The organism is Bradyrhizobium sp. (genome assembly GCF_049691595.1).
Classification (GTDB): domain Bacteria; phylum Pseudomonadota; class Alphaproteobacteria; order Rhizobiales; family Xanthobacteraceae; genus Bradyrhizobium.
In genome coordinates this window covers 1-17403 of the sequence record NZ_JBAVNZ010000323.1, presented here as the reverse complement: position 1 = coordinate 17403, position 17403 = coordinate 1, and the positions used below count along the sequence as shown (strand labels likewise).

Below are 17403 nucleotides of genomic sequence, written 5' to 3'. Positions count from 1 at the left end.
CCCTGATTTGGCCATCACTCAGCATGCCAAAATCGGGCCTGCCTAAAAAACCAAGAAAGTCCCTATCCACAGCCACTTCCGCCGCTATGATCCCTCAAAATTACCCACTCGATTCCCTGAAGACCCTAAAAACGTAGCGCCACCTACTTCACAGGCTCCAGCAGCGAGACATAATTGGCGACCGCCGCGCCACCCATGTTGAAGATGCCGGCAAGCCCGGCGTTCTTCAACTGCATGCCCTCCGGCGCCTGGCCGGTGAGCTGCATCGCGCTCATCACGTGCATGGAGACGCCGGTGGCGCCGATCGGATGGCCCTTGGCCTTGAGGCCGCCGGACGGGTTGACCGGCAGCCTGCCGTCCTTTTGCGTCCAGCCCTCCTTGATGGCGCGGGCGCCCTGCCCGCGCGGCGTCAGGCCCATCGCTTCGTACTCAATGAGTTCGGCGACGGTGAAGCAGTCATGGGTTTCGACGAACGACAGATCGGAAAGCTGCGCGCCGGCCTGTTGCAGCGCGCGCTGCCAGGCCACCGTGCAGCCCTCGAACTGCAAGATGTCGCGCTTGGACATCGGCAGGAAATCCTGCGCATGCGCGGTGGCGCGGAAGTTGACCGCCTTGCCCATGGTTTTCGCAGTTTCCGAATCCGTGAGCACCAAAGCGGCGGCGCCGTCCGACACCAGCGAGCAGTCGGTGCGCTTGAGCGGACCCGCCACGAACGGGTTCTTCTCGCTTTCGGAGCGGCAGAATTCATAGCCGAAATCCTTGCGCATCTGCGCATAGGGATTGGCGACGCCGTTCTTGTGGTTCTTGGCGGCGATCATCGCCAGCGCATCGGACTGGTCGCCATATTTCTGGAAATAGGCCTGCGCGATCTTGCCGAACACGCCGGCAAAGCCGCCGGGGGTGTCGCCGTCCTCGGGCAAATAGGAGGCGCGCAAAAGGTACTTTCCGATCTCGGGACCCGGAGTCCGCGTCATCTGCTCGACGCCGACCACCAGCACGATCCTGGCCGCGCCCGCGGCGATCGCGCGGATGCCCTGGTGCACCGCGGCCGACCCGGTGGCGCAGGCGTTCTCGACCCGGGTGGCCGGCTTGAAGCGCAGCTTCGGATCGGCCTGCAGCACCAGTGAGGCGGTAAAATCCTGCGGCGAGAAGCCGGCGTTGAAATGGCCGAGCACGATCTCGTCGACATCGGAAGCCGAGATGCCGGCATCCGCCATCGCATCGGTCGCGACCTTGACCACGAGGCTCTCGACCGTCTCCGCGTCGAGCTTGCCGAAGGGCGTATGCGCCCATCCCACGATGCTGGCCGTCATGGTCATGCTCCCTGTTGCTGCGTGGGTGATTATGTAACCTATCTTTACGCCGGTTTCAGCGATTTCATCGTCCGCGCGCACATGGCCGTTATGCCGGCCCAGTTGCCGGACCTGATATCGGCGGCCGGGCAGAGCCAGGAACCGCCCACCGCCACCACATTGGGCTCGGCCAGCCACGCCGCCGCGTTGGCTTCGCCAATCCCGCCGGTCGGGCAAATCCGCACATTCGGAAATGGCCCTGCCAGCGCCCGTACTGCCTTGATACCGCCGGAGGGCTCGGCCGGGAAGAATTTGACGAGATCGCACCCGTGCGCCAGCGCCAGCATCAGCTCGGAGGCGGTCGCGATACCCGGCGCGAACGGCAACGAGCTGGCGGCGGCGGCTTTCAGGAGGTCGGGTGTGGCGCCGGGGCTGATGCCGAATTTGGCGCCGAGCGCCTGGGCGCGCGCCAGATCATCGACGGTCAGGATCGTGCCAATTCCGACGATCGCATCCGGCACCTCGGCCATGATCGCCCTGGCGGCCTCGATCGCAACCTCGGTACGCAACGTGACTTCCAGCGTGCGGACCCCGCCGGCGACCAGCGCCCTGGCGAGCGGCACGGCGTGTTCGAGCCGCTCGATCGTGAGCACGGGGATGACGATGGCCTGGCTCAACAGCGCGGCAAGCTGTTGCTGTTTTGCCGTCGGGGTCATCGCGACGCCTTGCGAGAAGTCACCGGTTTTCGCGTTTTCCGGAGCGGCATCGCATAGCGCGGAATGACCGCGCCGGGATAGCGCACCACCACACCGGCAAGACGGTGCCCGGCGCGCGCAGCCTCGACCGGGTCCGAGCCCGCAAGCCGTGCCGCGATGTAGGCCGCCGCGAAGCTGTCGCCCGCCGCGGTGGTATCGACGACTGGTTTTGTCAGGGGCTCTGCTTTCACCTCGTGCGAACCGCCGGCAAACCGCAGCAGGCTGGCCGGCTCGGCGAGCTTCAACACCAGTTCCGGACTGGCAATGCCCAGCATCAGGGTCGCATTGCTCTCTCCGGGATAGAGCGGCAGCAAATCCTCCGTCGAGGCCAACACGATATCGGCGGCCTCGAACGCATCGCCATAGGCGCGGCGCGCAACGTCGAGATCGGGCCAGCCGCGTGCCCGAAAATTGGTGTCGAACGCAAAGCGGGTCCCGAGCAGGCGCGCGCGTTTGAGAGCCGTCATCAAGCGGCTTCGCCCCTCCTCGCTGTAGATCGACAGCGTGATCGCGGAGAGATAAACGATATCATAGCTCGCGAGCGAATTCAGGATATCCCCGGTTTCGGGCAGATCCATCAGGCTCCGCGCGGCCGCGTCTTCCCGCCAGTGAAAGAACCGCCGCTCGCCCTTGTCATCGGTCTGGATCATGTAGATGCCGGGCAATCTGCCCGATAGACGGACGACGCGCTTGGTCCCGACGCCCTCGGCGGTCCAGCCGGCGACCATCTCGTCGCTCAGGGGGTCGTCCCCGAGCGCGGTGATGTAATCGACGTCGACGCCAAGACGGGCGAGATAAACGGCGGTGTTCAGGGTATCACCGCCAAAACCGCGCGAGTACATGCCGGCCCGGGCCTGTTTCAGCTCGATCATGCATTCGCCGATACAGGCTACCCTTGTCATGACCGCATCCGCACGGGTTCGCTTGAAGCCACATCAAGCCGCGAACTTGCCGCCGAGCTCGTCCTCGATGTGAATCCGGATGATATCGTCAAACGTCTTCTCGGCCGTGGTGAAGCCGAGCTTGAGCGCGCGGTCGGTGACGAAGTCGCGCGGCCAGCCGCTGACGATGCCGATGATGGTCGGATCGGGCACCCGCTTGATCCGCGCGGTGACGTTCCTGCCGGCGACGCGGTCGAGGGCTGCGATCTGCTCGCCCACCGTGGCCGACAGGCCCGGCATGCTGAGACTGCGCCGCGGCCCCATCGCGCCGAGGTCCATGGTCCCGGCGTGCATGAGAAAGCCGACCGCCGATTTTGGCGAGGCGTACCAGTGCCGCACGTCCTCGGAAACCGGCAGCACCGCCTCCTCGCCGGCCAGCGGCTCGCGGATGATGTTGGAGAAGAAGCCTGACGCCGCCTTGTTCGGTTTGCCCGGCCGTACGCAGATCGTCGGGAGACGAATGCTGATGCCGTCGAGCAGTCCCTTGCGGGTGTAGTCGTTGATCAGGAGCTCGCAAATCGATTTCTGCGTGCCGTAGCTCGTCAGCGGCGTGTGGAAGAATTCGTCGCCGATCTTCTCGGGAAACGGCGCGCCGAACACCGCGATCGAGGAGGTGAACACCAGCCGCGGCTTGTAGCCGCCGCCGACGGCGCGGATCGCGTCGATCAGCTGCCGGGTGCCGTCGAGATTGACGCGATAGCCCTTGTCGAATTCGGCCTCCGCCTCGCCCGACACGATCGCCGCCAGATGAAAGATCACCTCGGGACGTTCGGCGACCAGCGGCGCCGCGGCATCGCGGTCCGCGAAGTCGGACGCCACGACGCTGACCGGGATTTTCGCATTGGCAGGCTTGGCGGGCGCCACCACGTCCTGCAGCGTCATCCTGGTAATGTCCTGCTTGCCGAGGCGTCCGTCGCGCAGCAACCGCTCGGTCAGTTTGCGGCCGACCATGCCGGCAGCGCCAAGAATCAGAATGTGCAAGACCCGTCTCCTTTTTGTTTTTGAGTATCAGATACGGGCCTGCGAAATCATTCCTTCACGGCTCCCGTCATGGCCGACACGTAATGCTCGACGAAGAAGGCGTAGAGGATCACCAGCGGCAGCGAGCCCGCCAGCGCCCCCGCCATCAGCGACCCCCAGCGATAGACATCGCCATCGACGAATTCGTTGACGATCGCGACCGGCACGGTCTTGTTGTAAGTCGATTGCAGGAAGGTCAGCGCATAGATGAACTCGTTCCAGCACAGCGTGAAGCAGAAGATGAAGGCCGAGATCAGGCCCGGGATCGCCAGCGGCAGCACGATCTTGATCAGGATCTGCCAGCGGCTCGCGCCATCGATCAGCGCGCACTCCTCCAGCTCGAACGGGATGGTCTTGAAATAGCCCATCAGCAGCCAGGTCGAGAACGGAATCAGGATGGTCGGATAGGTCAGGATCAGCGCCATCGGCGAGTCGAACAGGCCGTACTGGAACACCACGGTGGCGAGCGGAATGAACAGGATCGAGGGCGGCACCAGATAGGCCATGAAGATCAGCCCGCCGACCCATTGCGCGCCGCGATATCGCAAACGCACGATGGCGTAAGCCGCAAGCACGCTGGCGACGATCGACAGAATGGTGGCGCAGACCGCGACATACATCGTGTTCCACAGCCACCACGGATAATAGCTTTCGAACAGCAGCTTGTGAATGTGCTTGAACGTCGGGTTCCAGGTCCAGAACGGATTGAACTTCTCGAGATCGAGCAGTTGCTCGTCGGGTTTGATCGCCGTCAGCCCCATCCAGTAGAACGGGAACAACAGGACGAACACGATGATCGCCAGCGGCAAATACAGCGTCACCAGACGGCGCGGCAGCGATTGCAGATAGCTCATGCCCTCGCTGTGATCGTCCATCGCGGCCGTCGGCGAGGAGCCCGCCAGCACGGCTTTGATATCGACCCGTAAGGTCGGAAGCTCGGTCATTCGACTCTCCCTGCTGCCACTTGCGGCAGCGCGCGCGGGGCCTGCCCCGTTCGCGCCAAAAGTAAACAAGCAGCGCCGCGAAGATCAGTCATTGCTTTCTCCCTGCTGCCATTTGCGGCGCTGCAGCCCGAACCACGAAACCATGATCGCGGCCAGCAGGAACGGGATCATTGCGCTTGAAATCGCGGCCCCCTCGCCAAGCTGTCCTGCGATGATCGCGCGCTGATACGACAGCGTGGCCATCAGGTGGGTGGCATTGACCGGACCGCCGCGGGTCATCGCCCAGATCAGCTGGAAGTCGGTGAAGGTGAACAGCACCGAGAATGTCATCACCACCGCGATGATCGGTGTCAGAAGGGGATAGGTGATAAAGCGGAACATCTCCCATTTGCTGGCTCCGTCAAGGGTCGCAGCCTCATAGAGCGACGGCTGCACCGTCTGCAGGCCCGCCAGCAGCGTGATCGCGACGAACGGCACGCCGCGCCAGATATTGGCGAAGATCACGCAGGTCCGCGCCCAGGTCGTATCACCGAGAAAATTGATGTTCTGCGTGATCAGGCCGAGGTGCTTGAGCGACCACGAAATGATCGAGAACTGCGAATCGAAGATCCACCAGAACGCCAGCGCTGACAGCACGGTCGGCACGATGAAGGGGATCAGTACCAGCGCCCGCAGCATCGCCTTGAACGGCATGTTCTCGTTCAGGAGCAAAGCCAGATAGAGCCCTATCGCGAATTTGATGGCGCTCGCGATCGTGGTGTAGAGCAGCGTATTGAACACCGACAGCCAGAAGATCGAATCGCCCCACAGCCACTCATAATTCTCGACCCCGATGAATCCACCCGGCCGTCCGATCTTTGCGTCGGTGAACGAAATCCAGATACCGAGGCCCAGCGGATAGGCCAGGAAAAATATCAGGAACGCCATCGCCGGCAGCATGAACCAGAAACCGAGCCAGTTGCGATTGGTCCGCAGATGATCCCACGCGGTGGCCTCGCGTATCTGCGGCTTGGCGGTCCGGGGTTGAAGTGCGATGTCAGCCATTGGCGAAATCCCGCAATATCATCGGCGGCGTTGCCGTCTCTTCGGTATCGGTCTGTGAGGCGAGCCGCAATCACTTGCGGCTCGCCGCTATTTCCCTAGCGATAGATGCGCTTCAACTGCCGTTCGGCGATCGCGATCGCGCCGGGCGCCGTCTCGCGGCCGGTGCAGTAGTTCGCAAACATGTCGACCACCAGGAAGTCGGCGATCGCGGTTGCCGCCTTTTCGCCGGGTGTGCCGATACCGGACGCCGGCAGCGCGCGCTTGCTGGCCTGGCTGAACACCTGGTTCTTGGGGTCGGCGGTCCACACCGGCGAGGAATCATAGGCATTGAGCGTCTGGGTGAGATAGCCCCGCGCGCCCAACAGCCATTTGTCGAAGTTTTCCTTCTCCAGCATGAAGGCGGTAAAGGCCTTCGCGGCGTTCGGGTACTTGGTGAAGTTGAACGTCAGGATCGGGACGCAAAGCTGCAGTTCCGTCGGCTTGCCGATCGGCCCGACCGGCATCAGGGCGTGATAGGTATCCTCGGTAAGTTCCTTCTTGGTCGGATCGTCCTTGGCGGCGACATAGATCGAGATGCCGTTGGCGGTGCAGTAGAGTTCGCCCGCGAGGTACGCCTTGTTGTTCGAGGAATCATTCCATGACGCGACGCCGGGGATGAACGTATCGGAAAGCGCCTTGCAGTATTCCAGCGCCTTCAGGGTTTCCGGCGAGTTGATGATGACCTTGTCGTCCTTGTCGACGGTATAGGCGCCGTGACCCCACAAAACCCAGTGCAGCCAGCCATTGGCGTCGCCCGAAGCATGCCCGAGCGCGAAGCCGGCCGGCGTGTTGTTTTTCTTCAACGCCTTGCACATCTCGAGGAAGCCGGGGAAGTCTTTCGGGAATTCGCTGAACCCCGCCTTGTCGGTGGCCGATTTGCGGTAAGTCATGTAACCGCCGACGGTGGCGACGGGAATGCCGAGCCAGTCATTGCCCAGCTTGCAGGTCTTGGCGGCGGCATCGGTCCAGCCGCCGTACTTGTTGCCGAGATAGTCGGCCACATCGTTCATCTTCAGCACTTTGGTCGGGAACAGCTGCGGCAGCGTATGCAGGCCCCAGGCCATATCGAGGCCCGAGCCGGTGTTGGCCGCGACAGAAGCCTTCGGCTGCAGGTCCTCGAAGGACTCGCTGAACACGTTCATGTCGGTGCCGGTCGCCGTCTTGAAGGCCGCGACCATCGCGTTAAAGGCTTCGTCTTCCGCCGGCACGAAGCGCTTCCAGCGCATCACCGTGAGCTTGGCGCCCGGCTCCGCCTTCCATGGCGCCGTCTGCGCCCAGGCTTTTGCGAAATCGAGCAGGGCCGGCCCGGTCAGCGCGCCGGCGGCAGCCAGCGCGGTACCGCCCTGAAGCAGCGAGCGGCGAGTAAAGTCATTCATAGTCTATCCTCCCTCTAAGATTCTCTGATTTCAGCTATTCAGTCGTTTGCCGGTCGTCTCGTCGAACAAATGCACGAGCGACGGGTCCGGCTTGAGCCGGACCTTGTCGCCCGGACTGAATTGATGGCGTTCGCGGAACACCGCGACGACCTGCTCGCCGCCGAGCTTGGCAAAGACCTGGGTTTCCGAGCCGGTCGGCTCGACCACGACGATCTCGGCCTCGGCGCCGTCATCGGCGAGGGTGAAGTGCTCCGGCCGGATACCGTAAACGGCGGGCCGGCCGTCCGAATTGGCGGGCGCCGATTTGAGCGGAAGCTTGATGCCGTTCGGGCCCTCGAAACCGGCCGTGCCGTTCGACTTCACCTTGCCCTTGAGGAAATTCATCGCTGGCGAGCCGATGAAGCCGGCGACGAACTGATTGTCAGGCTGGTCGTAGAGTTCGAGCGGCGTGCCGATCTGCTCGACGATGCCGTCATGCATCACCACGATCTTGTCGGCCATGGTCATGGCCTCGATCTGGTCGTGGGTGACATAAACGGTCGTCGTGCGCAGCCGCTGGTGCAGCTCCTTGATCTCGGTGCGCATCGCTACCCGCAGTTTGGCGTCGAGGTTGGACAGCGGCTCGTCGAACAGGAACACCTGGGGATCGCGGACGATGGCGCGGCCCATGGCGACGCGCTGGCGCTGGCCGCCGGACAATTGCCGGGGATAGCGGTCGAGCAGCGGCGTCAGCGCCAGAATTTCCGCGGCCCGCTTGACGCCTTTGGAGATTTCCTCCGGCCGCGCGCCGCGCAGCTTGAGCGAGAAGCCCATATTGTCGGCGACCGTCATATGCGGGTAGAGCGCATAGTTCTGGAACACCATCGCGATGTCGCGCTCTTTGGGCTGGACATTGTTGACGACGCGGTCGCCGATCGAAATCGTGCCCGAGGTGATGTTTTCGAGCCCTGCGAGCATCCGCAGCAAGGTCGATTTGCCGCAGCCGGAGGGGCCTACCAGAACCACGAACTCACCGTCCTCGATCGGGATCGACACGCCGTGCAGAACCTCAAAATTGCCGAAAGACTTCCGCACGTCGCGAATTTGGACCGACGACATCCACTTCCCTCCATTTCACGCGGCCTGACGGGCTTGGCCCCGTAGCCGCTCTGTTCATTAGCAGCGGTAATATCAGAATTTTTTGCCGATGTCCTTGGATCAAAGTCGTAAGCGGGTACCGTTTTCGCCGACGTTGCGAAGCCAGCGTCGGCATGCAAATGTCCCCCGCCATCACGAACATTACGCACAATAATAAGGCGTGTGCACTGCGGGAGAAACGATGAACAAGCCGCTGACCTCCATCACCAGCCGCAAACTGCGTTCCAGCGAGTGGTTTAACAACCCGCATAACCCGGGGATGACCGCGCTGTACCTCGAGCGCTACCTGAATTACGGCCTGACCCGGCACGAACTGCAGTCCGGCAAGCCCATTATCGGCATCGCGCAGACCGGCAACGATCTGTCGCCCTGTAACCGGCATCATCTCGAATTGGCACACCGGGTCCGGGAAGGAATCCGCGCCGCCGGCGGCATCGCCATGGAATTTCCCACCCACCCGATCCAGGAGACCGGCAAGCGCCCGACCGCGGCGCTGGACCGCAACCTCGCCTATCTCGGCCTCGTCGAAATCCTGTTCGGCTACCCTCTCGACGGCGTGGTGCTGACCACCGGCTGCGACAAGACCACGCCGGCCTGCCTGATGGCGGCGGCGACCGTCAATCTGCCGGCCATCGTGCTGTCGGGCGGGCCGATGCTGAACGGCTGGCACAAGGGCGAACGCACGGGGTCGGGCACCGTGGTCTGGAAGGCGCGCGAGCAGCTTGCCGGCGGCGAGATCGACTACGAGGAGTTCATGAACATCGTGGCCTCCTCGGCCCCGTCGGTCGGCCACTGCAACACCATGGGCACCGCCTCGACCATGAACTCGCTGGCGGAAGCGCTCGGCATGTCGCTGCCCGGCTGCGCCGCGATCCCCGCGCCCTATCGCGAGCGCGGGCAGATCGCCTATGACACCGGCCGGCGGATCGTCGACATGGTCTGGGAGGACCTGAAACCCTCCGACATCCTGACGCGCAAGGCATTCGAGAACTGCATCGTGGTCAATTCGGCGATCGGCGGCTCGACCAACGCGCCGATCCATATCAATGCGCTCGCCCGCCACGTCGGCGTCGAACTTGACATCGACGACTGGCAAAAGTTCGGCCACGCGATTCCGCTGCTGGTCAACATGCAGCCGGCCGGCTTCTATCTCGGCGAGGAATATCACCGCGCCGGCGGCGTGCCGGCGGTGGTGCGCGAATTGATGACGCACAAGCGCATCCATGAAGACGCCATCACCGTCAACGGTCACACCATGGGCGACAATTGCCGCGAGGCCGCCAGGCCCGACGGCGACGTGATCTGGAGCTACGACAAGCCGCTGCTGAAGGACGCCGGCTTCCTGGTGCTGCGCGGCAATCTGTTCGATTCCGCGATCATGAAGACCAGCGTGATCTCGAACGAGTTCCGCGACCGTTATCTCAACAACCCGAAGGACCTGAATGCGTTCGAGGGCCGCGCCATCGTGTTCGAGGGCCCGGAGGATTATCACCACCGCATCGACGATCCCGCGCTCGACATCGACGAGCACTGCATCCTGTTCGTGCGCGGCACCGGGCCGATCGGCTATCCCGGCGGCGCCGAGGTCGTCAACATGCAGCCGCCGGCGGCGCTGATCAAACGCGGCATCCTGTCGCTGCCCTGCATCGGCGACGGCCGCCAGTCCGGCACTTCGGGTTCGCCGTCGATCCTCAACGCGACGCCCGAGGCCGCCGCCGACGGCGGACTTGCGATCCTCAAGACCGGCGACAAGGTCCGCATTGACCTCAACAAGGGCAGCGCCAACATCCTGATCTCCGACGAGGAGTTGCAGCGCCGGCGCACCGAGCTGAAAGCCAAGGGCGGCTTCCCCTACCCGGCCAACCAGACGCCGTGGCAGGAGCTCTATCGCTCCACCGTCGGCCAGCAGGCCACCGGCGCCTGCATGGAATTCGCCACCCGCTATCACGACATCGCAGGCAAGGTCGGCGTGGCGCGGGATAATCATTAGCCAGGACCGTCATTGCGAGCGCAGCGAAGCAATCCAGAAATCCCACTGGGGAAACATGGATTGCTTCGTCGCGTTGCTCCTCGCAATGACGCGGGAAATTGAACGGAGAAAACCATGTCAGACCGCCTGAAGGGTAAGCGCGCATTCGTGACCGCGGCCGCGGTGGGTATCGGCCGCGCCTGCGCGGTGGCCTTTGCGCGCGAAGGGGCGACCGTGTTCGCCACCGACATCGACGAGGGCAAGCTCGCGGCCTTGAAGAGCGAAGGCGTCGCCGAAGTGGCGCGGCTCGACGCACGCGACAGCGCGGCGGTCGCGGCGATGGCCAGGCGCGCCGGCAAGACCGATATCCTGCTCAATGCCGCGGGCTTCGTGCACCACGGCACCGCGCTCGATTGCTCCGATGAGGACTGGGATTTTTCGTTCGACCTCAACGTCAAGTCGATGCACCGCACCATCCGCTCATTCCTGCCGGGCATGCTGGAAGCGGGCCGCGGCTCGATCGTGAACATCTCGTCCGCCGCCGGCGTGTTCAAGGCCGCCCCCAACCGCTACGTCTATGGCGCGACCAAGGCCGCGGTCGCGGCGCTGACGCGCGCGGTCGCCGCCGATTTCATCACCAGGGGCGTGCGATGCAATTGCATCTGCCCCGGCACCATCGAAACCCCGTCGATGCTGCAGCGCGCCGCTGCCGCAGGTCCTGGCGGGCGCGAGATGTTCATCGCGCGACAGCCGATGGGACGGCTCGGCACGGCGGAGGAGATTGCGTTGCTCGCGGTCTATCTCGCCAGCGACGAAAGCGCGTTCACAACCGGTGTCGCCCACATCATCGACGGCGGCTGGACGCTGTGAATTTTTCAACCTCTCCCCGCAAGAGCGGGGCGAGGGAGCAGTCCTCCGCCACAGCGACGCGACAGATTCAACGAAAGGATTCTTCCCATGAACCAGATCGATCTCAACGGCCGCTGCGCCGTCGTCACCGGGGGCGCGCAGGGTTTTGGGCGCGCCATCACCGAGCGCTTCGTCGCCTCCGGCGCCAGGGTCGCGATCTGGGATCACGACCAGCCGTTCGCGGAGAAGACGGCGAAGCAAATCGGCTCCGCCGTCACCGCCTTCAAGGTCGATGTGTCCGATCTCGCCGCGGTCGAAACGACGCGGGACGCGACGCTGAAAGCGCTCGGCAAGATCGACATCCTCGTCAACAATGCCGGCATCGCCGGCATCAACAAGAGCGTGTGGGAAACCGATCTCGAGGAATGGCGCAAGGTGCTGCGCATCAACCTCGACGGCCCCTTCATCTGCTGCAAGGCGGTGGTGCCTGTCATGCTCGGCCAAAAATACGGCCGCATCGTCAACATCGCCTCGATCGCCGGCAAGGAGGGCAATCCCAACGCCGCGCATTATTCGGCATCGAAGGCCGGCCTGATCGCGCTGACGAAATCGCTCGGCAAGGAACTGGCGCAGCACGACATCCTCGTCAACGCGGTGACGCCGGCCGCGGCGAAAACCGCGATCTTCGACCAGATGACGAAAGCGCATATCGACTTCATGCTGTCCAAGATCCCGAAGGGTCGGTTCGTGCTGGTGGAAGAGCTCGCGGCCATGGTGGCGTGGCTCGCCTCCGAAGATTGCGCCTTCTCCACCGGCGCGGTGTTCGATATTTCGGGCGGCCGCGCCACCTATTAGAGTTGGAAATACCATGACCAGGGAAGGCGGATGCCTGTGCGGCGCGGTCAGGTTCAGGACCGAAGGCGAGCCGGTCAATGTCCGCATCTGCCACTGCCGCAACTGCCAGAAGGCGATGGGCTCGCCATTCTTTGCCCGCGCGCTGTTCGACCAGCGCGCGCTCACCGTTCAGGGCGACACCGCCCACTACGCCTCCTCCGAAGCGCTCGATCGGGTGTTCTGCAAGACCTGCGGCACGCGGTTGTTTTCACGGCGCACCAACGGCACCATGGTCGGGGTCGCGCTCGCGGTTTTCGACGACCGCAACGCCTTTGCGCCGACCGAGCACATCTGGGTCTCGGAGAAGATCGACTGGGTGCGGCTCGACGATGGCCTGCCGCAACATAAGCAGACCGTTCCCCAGTGACACCGGCGTGCTAGGGTTGAGCGGCAAAGCCATCCCACCGGGGCACCGCAATTGAACATCTCACTTTACGACGTATCCGTCTGGGTGCTGCCGATCGTCATCGCCATCACCTTCCATGAAGCGGCGCACGGCTTTGTCGCGCACCGGCTCGGCGACAACACCGCTTTTCAGCTCGGCCGGGTCAGTTTCAATCCGCTCAGGCATATCGACCCCTTCGGCACCTTGATCCTGCCCGGCGTGCTGATGCTGTCGCATTCGCCGTTCCTGTTCGGCTATGCCAAACCGGTGCCGGTGAATTTCCGCAACCTGAACCATCCCCGGCTCGACATGGTCTGGGTGGCGCTGGCCGGACCCGCCACCAACATCATCCTCGCGCTGGCGGTCGCTTTGGCCTTCCATGCCCTGCCCCTTGCGCCCGACAACGCCGCGCAATGGACCGCCGACAACCTCGAAAACGCATTCCTGGTCAACATCGTGCTGGCGGTCTTCAACATGCTGCCGATACCGCCGCTGGACGGCGGGCGGGTCGCGGTCGGGCTATTGCCGAGGTTCCTGGCCTGGCCGCTGTCCCGGCTCGAGCCCTATGGGATTCTGATCTTGGTCGGGCTTCTGATCCTGCTTCCACTGGTGGGGGCGCAACTCGGCCTAAATCTTGATGTTATTTCGGCAATACTGCGGACAATGATCGGCTATGTGATGCGCGCGCTTCTCCTCCTCACCGGCAACGCATAAAGAGGCAGGAAACCCCCAGAGGCCATCTTGATCAAGGCTGCCGACATGCTGATCGCGCGACGCGCCGATACCAGGGCGCGGGCGGACTTTGCGACCTGGAAAATGCTGGCCAAACTCAACGGTGCTTCCACCCTCCCGCCCGAGGCGCAGAACTTCCTCGCCAGCTACCGGAAGCTCCTGGAGACGATGACGGAGGCCGAGGCTACCGAGGCCACCATCCACCTCATGTACAAGAGCTATTACGCCGAGATGGGCGGCGGCGGCACGCCGCCGGACGTTCCCGCGCGCGCGCGCAAAGCCGTCGCGGAGGCCGGCAACGTCACGGCGTTCCGGCGGGCCCCCGCCAGGCCGACGCCCGGTCCATCCGGGCCAACCGCAAAACCGCGGCTTCCGGTGGCGCTGATCTTCGCCTGCCTGGTCGCGGTCTATGTCGGCATCCGGTACTACTGGCGGTAGCCAGCTTTGGCGAAACCGGTTCATACCGCCCCGTAACTCGACCTTCGGACCATCTCTCGCCGCCACCGCTAGGCGGGCGGCCGAATGCCGGGCATAATGACCCGATAAATTCGGCTGAGAACTCAAAGAGCATGGGAGGGGAAATGAAGCGATCGATTGCAGCCCTGGTATTGACCGGAAGCCTGGCAGTTGCCGGGGGCGCGTTGGCGCAAACGATGGACAAGGTGGTGAGGGTCGGAAGCCTTGGCGACCAGTCCGGTCTTTATGCAGATATCGGCGGCCCCGGCTCGGCCGCCGCCGCGCAAATGGCGATCGAGGATTCCGGGCTGCTGGCAAAGGGCTGGAAGGTCGACCTGATCACGGCGGATCACCAGAACAAGCCCGACGTTGGCGTCAATATCGGCAAGCAGTGGATCGACATCGAGAAGGTCGACGTGTTCGTCGATCTGGCGAGTTCCGGCGTTGGGCTCGCGATCGCCAACCTCGCCAGGGAGAAGAACGTCGTCAACCTCAACTCCGGGTCGGCGTCGTCCGACCTCACCGGCGCGCAATGCTCGCCGAACACGGTGCATTGGGTCTACGACACCTGGATGCTGGCGAACGGAACCGGCAAGGCGCTGGTGAAATCCGGCGGCGACACCTGGTTTTTCCTGACCGCGGACTACGCCTTCGGACATGCGCTCGAGCGTGACACCGCGGCGGTGGTCACGGCCAATGGCGGCAAGGTGCTCGGCGGCGTCAAGCATCCGCTCAACAATGCCGACTTCTCCTCGTTCCTGCTGCAGGCGCAAGGCTCGAAGGCCAAGATCATCGGGCTCGCCAATGCCGGCGGCGACACCACCAACGCGATCAAGCAGGCGGCCGAATTCGGCATCGTCTCCGGCGGGCAGAAGCTCGCGGGCATGCTGATGTTCGTGACCGACGTCCACGCGCTGGGCTTGAACGTCGCACAGGGCCTGAACTTCACCGAGACGTTCTATTGGGACATGAACGACCAGACCCGCGCCTTCACCAGGCGTTTCAACGAAAAGTACAAGAAGGGTCCGCCGACCATGGTGCAGGCCGGCGTCTATTCGTCGCTGATCCATTACTTCAAGGTGCTCGAGGCGCTCGGCGGCAATCCGCATGACGGACGCGCGGTGGTCGCCAGGATGAAGGAAACGCCGACCGACGATGCGCTGTTCGGCAAGGGCTCGATCCGCGCCGACGGCCGCAAGATCCATCCGGCCTATCTGTTCGAGGTCAAGAAGCCGGCCGAGTCGAAATATCCCTTCGACTATTACAAGTTGGTGGCCACCATCCCGGCGGAAGAAGCCTTCATCCCGCTGGAGAAGAGCGCCTGCCCGATGGTGAAGAAGAGCTGAGCCGAACGCTACGACGTTACGCGGCCAGGATGCCCGGCGAGCGATCGCCGGGCATTTTGTTTTTTGGAGTGCCCGCAGGGCCCTCCTTCATCTCTCGCACAGTTGCGCGTCGGCCGTGTTTGCTGGACGGCGGCTGTTGTCTGAAATTCGAATCCGCAGCAATTCCCTGCGCGCATTCGCGCGACCCATAGGCCCAAGCCGCTCTGCCCGGCCCTCAGCTCTTGCCCTTGACCCGAAAGATCACCGGCAGGGTGAAGTTCAACCCCTCGTCCGCGATCAGCGGCGGCGGCGGCGGTACCGGGTCGGAGCGGCGCACCATCGCCAGCGCCGCCTCGTCAAATGCCTTGTCGCCCGAGCTCTTTTCGATTGTCGTCGAGAGCACGCGGCCGAGCCGGTCCAGCGTGAAGCGGACGGAAATCTCAGCCGCCTTCAGCGAATGCTCCGCCGGATAGCGCTTGTGCCTGTCAAGATGCGCCACCAGTTCCTTCTGCCAGGTCGCGCGTACGCGCCGGGCCGTCTCGCCATTGCCGATCGCAGGCGCGACCGAACGCTTGCCTTCCGGGATCGCATCGGAGCCAGGTGTTGCGGTGGCTTCCGCCGCCACCGATTCCGTCGAAGCCGACGTCTGCACGGCCGCGATCTTCGGTTCGTCTTCTTTTGGCTTCTTCGACTCGTTCGGGGTCACCACCCGGTCCGGATCCTCAGCTTCGGTCGGCGTGTCCCTGGGCAGGTCAGTTTGCTTGACTTCGGCCTTCTGCTCGGCGAGCTGCGGCGACGCCACGGAGGCGTCGGTGTCCGGGCCCGGCGGCAGGTCGGTGGCCTCGCGGCGCACCGAGACCAGTTCGAACCCGACCTCGATTGCCGCCGCGCCGAGGGCGTCTTCGGGCTCATCGGTCGGCAAATGCGCGATCGCCAGCGCCGCGCCGCCGATGTGCAGCATCAACGCGCCGAAGCCTGCGAAAATCCAGAGCCGCCAGGGCGGTTTTTGTTCGTCGAGTTCAGGCATCGGTCATCGCCGTTCAGGGCCTGGAGCTGACGAAGCACCTTGCGGCGCCGCGGCATCCGCAACACCCTCCAGCGCCACCAGCTTGATCCTGGAATAGCCGCCGGCACGCAAGATTTCCAGCACGTCCATCAGCTCGCCATAGGGCACGGCGCGGTCGGCACGCAGGAAGATGTAGCGATCCTTGCTCGCATCCGCCATCGCATCGAGCGTGCGCACCAGATCGACCCGCTTGACCGCGTCTTCTCCGATCGCCACCGCCAGATCCGGCTTGATGCTGACATAGGTCGGCTTGTCCGGCTTCTTCTGCGGGGTCGCGGTCGATGTCGGCAGATCGACGGGAAGATCGACGGTCGAAAGCGGCGCCGCCACCATGAAGATGATCAACAGCACCAGCATCACGTCGATGAATGGCGTGACGTTGATCTCATGCGCTTCCGCAAAATCGCTGTCGTCGTCGAGGTCACTATCTGCGAGCGAGACCGCCATCGCCTACTCCGCTGCGCGCGAATTGGCGCCGACATGGGTACGGTCGAGGTCGCGCGACAGCAACCGCCCCGCGGCCCCCGATGCCCGGCCGACCAGTTCGAGATAGGATTTGGTGACGCGCGCGAAGTGGTTGTAGATGATGACGGCCGGGATCGCGGCGACCAGACCGATCGCGGTCGCGAGCAGCGCCTCGGCGATACCGGGCGCCACCACGGCGAGGTTGGTGGTCTGCGATTTCGAAATGCCGATAAAGCTGTTCATGATGCCCCAGACCGTGCCGAACAGGCCGATGAAGGGCGATGTCGCGCCGATGGTCGCGAGCAGGCCCATGCCGAGCCGGATCCGGCGCGCCTCGGCGCGGACGATCTCGGCAAAGCTCGAGGCCGCGCGTTCCTTGATGCCGGCGTCGCTCGAAATTCCCGCCGACAACCGCGCTTCGCGCATCGCGGCGGCAAGGAACGACGACAGCACGCTGCGTTTTGCGCCCAGCGCGAGCTGCGCGTCCGCCAGCGACCGCGCGTCGCCGATTCCGGCCAGCGCCGCGCGCAGCCTGCGCCTGACCACCGACAGCTCGATCATCTTGGCGATGAAGATGGTCCAGGTCACGACCGACGCCAAAGCGAGGCCGATCATGACCGCCTTGACGATGATATCCGCCGACAAGAACATCGACCACGGCGACAATTCGCGCAGCGCCACGGTGGTCGATTTCAACGGCCTGCTGTCACCGGC

At 63.9% G+C, this 17403-nt stretch carries 18 protein-coding genes; 7 read left to right on the top strand and 11 right to left on the bottom strand.

Features of this window, described 5'->3' with window-relative positions; all coding sequences use genetic code 11:
- Nucleotides 1–143 precede the first annotated feature (143 nt).
- From WCE35_RS14200 to WCE35_RS14165, 8 genes are all read right to left on the bottom strand, one after another.
- A complete protein-coding gene (locus WCE35_RS14200; protein WP_424593975.1) occupies nucleotides 144–1313 on the bottom strand; it encodes an acetyl-CoA acetyltransferase in 1170 nt (389 codons plus the stop codon).
- A 44-nt stretch (nucleotides 1314–1357) separates the two neighbouring features.
- Nucleotides 1358–2008 carry a bifunctional 4-hydroxy-2-oxoglutarate aldolase/2-dehydro-3-deoxy-phosphogluconate aldolase gene (eda, locus tag WCE35_RS14195; RefSeq protein ID WP_424593974.1) on the bottom strand — a complete coding sequence of 217 codons (651 nt, stop codon included), beginning with the start codon at nucleotides 2006–2008 and terminating at the stop codon, nucleotides 1358–1360.
- Nucleotides 2005–2949: a sugar kinase gene (locus tag WCE35_RS14190; RefSeq protein WP_424593973.1), complete on the bottom strand. Its 945-nt coding sequence runs from the start codon at nucleotides 2947–2949 to the stop codon at nucleotides 2005–2007. Before WCE35_RS14190 ends, eda begins: the two co-directional genes overlap by 4 nt.
- Nucleotides 2950–2982: 33 nt before the next feature.
- Nucleotides 2983–3969, bottom strand: coding sequence for a D-erythronate dehydrogenase (gene denD, locus WCE35_RS14185; protein WP_424593972.1), 987 nt, complete (start codon nucleotides 3967–3969; stop codon nucleotides 2983–2985).
- A 47-nt stretch (nucleotides 3970–4016) separates the two neighbouring features.
- On the bottom strand, nucleotides 4017–4952 hold the full coding sequence (locus WCE35_RS14180) for a carbohydrate ABC transporter permease (RefSeq protein WP_424593971.1): 936 nt from the start codon (nucleotides 4950–4952) through the stop codon (nucleotides 4017–4019).
- Between the two features lie 84 nt (nucleotides 4953–5036).
- Nucleotides 5037–5996 (bottom strand): carbohydrate ABC transporter permease, encoded by a 960-nt coding sequence (locus tag WCE35_RS14175; RefSeq protein ID WP_424593970.1) that lies wholly within the window; start codon nucleotides 5994–5996, stop codon nucleotides 5037–5039.
- Nucleotides 5997–6091: 95 nt separating this feature from the next.
- The gene (locus WCE35_RS14170; protein ID WP_424593969.1) at nucleotides 6092–7411 is read right to left on the bottom strand and encodes an ABC transporter substrate-binding protein; all 1320 of its coding nucleotides are present in this window, start codon (nucleotides 7409–7411) and stop codon (nucleotides 6092–6094) included.
- A gap of 30 nt (nucleotides 7412–7441) precedes the next feature.
- Nucleotides 7442–8509 carry an ABC transporter ATP-binding protein gene (locus WCE35_RS14165; RefSeq protein ID WP_424593968.1) on the bottom strand — a complete coding sequence of 356 codons (1068 nt, stop codon included), beginning with the start codon at nucleotides 8507–8509 and terminating at the stop codon, nucleotides 7442–7444.
- 220 nt (nucleotides 8510–8729) lie between these two features.
- Between WCE35_RS14165 and WCE35_RS14160 the strand changes: the two genes are divergently transcribed.
- The 7 genes from WCE35_RS14160 to WCE35_RS14130 all read left to right on the top strand — a co-directional run bounded on the left by WCE35_RS14160 (nucleotide 8730) and on the right by WCE35_RS14130 (nucleotide 15179).
- Nucleotides 8730–10538 (top strand): IlvD/Edd family dehydratase, encoded by a 1809-nt coding sequence (locus tag WCE35_RS14160; protein WP_424593967.1) that lies wholly within the window; start codon nucleotides 8730–8732, stop codon nucleotides 10536–10538.
- Between the two features lie 114 nt (nucleotides 10539–10652).
- Nucleotides 10653–11387 (top strand): SDR family oxidoreductase, encoded by a 735-nt coding sequence (locus WCE35_RS14155; protein ID WP_424593966.1) that lies wholly within the window; start codon nucleotides 10653–10655, stop codon nucleotides 11385–11387.
- Nucleotides 11388–11474: 87 nt separating this feature from the next.
- A complete protein-coding gene (locus WCE35_RS14150; RefSeq protein WP_424593965.1) occupies nucleotides 11475–12221 on the top strand; it encodes an SDR family NAD(P)-dependent oxidoreductase in 747 nt (248 codons plus the stop codon).
- A 13-nt stretch (nucleotides 12222–12234) separates the two neighbouring features.
- Nucleotides 12235–12627, top strand: a complete 393-nt coding sequence (locus WCE35_RS14145) for a GFA family protein (RefSeq protein WP_424593964.1) — start codon at nucleotides 12235–12237, stop codon at nucleotides 12625–12627.
- A 51-nt stretch (nucleotides 12628–12678) separates the two neighbouring features.
- Nucleotides 12679–13359, top strand: coding sequence for a site-2 protease family protein (locus tag WCE35_RS14140; protein WP_424593963.1), 681 nt, complete (start codon nucleotides 12679–12681; stop codon nucleotides 13357–13359).
- Nucleotides 13360–13404: 45 nt separating this feature from the next.
- Nucleotides 13405–13815 (top strand): hypothetical protein, encoded by a 411-nt coding sequence (locus WCE35_RS14135; RefSeq protein WP_424593976.1) that lies wholly within the window; start codon nucleotides 13405–13407, stop codon nucleotides 13813–13815.
- Between the two features lie 143 nt (nucleotides 13816–13958).
- On the top strand, nucleotides 13959–15179 hold the full coding sequence (locus WCE35_RS14130; protein ID WP_424593962.1) for an ABC transporter substrate-binding protein: 1221 nt from the start codon (nucleotides 13959–13961) through the stop codon (nucleotides 15177–15179).
- Between the two features lie 214 nt (nucleotides 15180–15393).
- Here the strand turns inward: WCE35_RS14130 and WCE35_RS14125 are convergent, their stop codons facing one another.
- The 3 genes from WCE35_RS14125 to exbB form a co-directional block, all read right to left on the bottom strand.
- Nucleotides 15394–16185 (bottom strand): energy transducer TonB, encoded by a 792-nt coding sequence (locus tag WCE35_RS14125; RefSeq protein WP_424593961.1) that lies wholly within the window; start codon nucleotides 16183–16185, stop codon nucleotides 15394–15396.
- Between the two features lie 3 nt (nucleotides 16186–16188).
- Nucleotides 16189–16671 (bottom strand): TonB system transport protein ExbD, encoded by a 483-nt coding sequence (gene exbD, locus WCE35_RS14120; protein ID WP_424593960.1) that lies wholly within the window; start codon nucleotides 16669–16671, stop codon nucleotides 16189–16191.
- Between the two features lie 3 nt (nucleotides 16672–16674).
- A partial coding sequence (exbB, locus tag WCE35_RS14115; protein ID WP_424593959.1) for a tonB-system energizer ExbB occupies nucleotides 16675–17403 on the bottom strand: 729 nt, incomplete at its 5' end.

Coding starts and splice junctions, on each gene's coding strand:
- WCE35_RS14145 (WP_424593964.1), top strand. CDS start 12,235: ATGACCAGGGAAGGCGGATGCCTGTGCGGCGCGGTCAGGTTCAGGACC.
- WCE35_RS14155 (WP_424593966.1), top strand. CDS start 10,653: ATGTCAGACCGCCTGAAGGGTAAGCGCGCATTCGTGACCGCGGCCGCG.
- eda (WP_424593974.1), bottom strand. CDS start 2,008: ATGACCCCGACGGCAAAACAGCAACAGCTTGCCGCGCTGTTGAGCCAG.
- WCE35_RS14200 (WP_424593975.1), bottom strand. CDS start 1,313: ATGACGGCCAGCATCGTGGGATGGGCGCATACGCCCTTCGGCAAGCTC.
- WCE35_RS14180 (WP_424593971.1), bottom strand. CDS start 4,952: ATGACCGAGCTTCCGACCTTACGGGTCGATATCAAAGCCGTGCTGGCG.
- WCE35_RS14135 (WP_424593976.1), top strand. CDS start 13,405: ATGCTGATCGCGCGACGCGCCGATACCAGGGCGCGGGCGGACTTTGCG.
- WCE35_RS14165 (WP_424593968.1), bottom strand. CDS start 8,509: ATGTCGTCGGTCCAAATTCGCGACGTGCGGAAGTCTTTCGGCAATTTT.
- WCE35_RS14160 (WP_424593967.1), top strand. CDS start 8,730: ATGAACAAGCCGCTGACCTCCATCACCAGCCGCAAACTGCGTTCCAGC.
- WCE35_RS14190 (WP_424593973.1), bottom strand. CDS start 2,949: ATGACAAGGGTAGCCTGTATCGGCGAATGCATGATCGAGCTGAAACAG.
- WCE35_RS14170 (WP_424593969.1), bottom strand. CDS start 7,411: ATGAATGACTTTACTCGCCGCTCGCTGCTTCAGGGCGGTACCGCGCTG.
- WCE35_RS14125 (WP_424593961.1), bottom strand. CDS start 16,185: ATGCCTGAACTCGACGAACAAAAACCGCCCTGGCGGCTCTGGATTTTC.
- WCE35_RS14175 (WP_424593970.1), bottom strand. CDS start 5,996: ATGGCTGACATCGCACTTCAACCCCGGACCGCCAAGCCGCAGATACGC.
- WCE35_RS14150 (WP_424593965.1), top strand. CDS start 11,475: ATGAACCAGATCGATCTCAACGGCCGCTGCGCCGTCGTCACCGGGGGC.
- WCE35_RS14130 (WP_424593962.1), top strand. CDS start 13,959: ATGAAGCGATCGATTGCAGCCCTGGTATTGACCGGAAGCCTGGCAGTT.
- exbD (WP_424593960.1), bottom strand. CDS start 16,671: ATGGCGGTCTCGCTCGCAGATAGTGACCTCGACGACGACAGCGATTTT.